At 62.9% G+C, this 404-nt stretch carries 1 pseudogene; it reads left to right on the plus strand.

The window, feature by feature from the left end:
* A pseudogene (locus SB822_RS55160) lies at positions 1-404 on the plus strand (RNA polymerase subunit sigma-24); the annotation flags it as partial.

Consider the following 404-nt stretch of genomic DNA (forward strand, 5'->3'; position numbering starts at 1 on the left):
GCAAAAGCCATCGGCAAGAGCGAAGCGGCCTGCCGGCAACTGGTGAGCCGCGCGAAGGCGCAGTTGCGCGACGATCGTCCGCGCTACGTCGTGTCGCGGGAGACGCATCATCGGTTGCTGCAGACTTTTGCGCACGCTTTGCAGCGCGGCGACTTTGCGGCGATCAATTCAATGCTTGCCGAAGATGCCGTGCTCATGGGCGATGGCGGCGGCCGGGTGCAGAGCTTTCCAAAACCGATGGTGGGCGGCCGGCGCATCGCGCAGCTTTTTTATGCGGCTGCGCTTCGCTACAAAAGCGGACTGCGCGTCGAACTCATCGTCCTCAACAGCCAGGCGGCACTGTTGCGCTTTTTCGACGGCGCACTCGAATCGGCGCAAACGTACGAGACGGATGGCGAGCGCAT

The sequence above is a fragment of the Paraburkholderia sp. SIMBA_054 genome, from assembly GCF_046534875.1.
GTDB classification, from domain to species: domain Bacteria; phylum Pseudomonadota; class Gammaproteobacteria; order Burkholderiales; family Burkholderiaceae; genus Paraburkholderia; species Paraburkholderia hospita.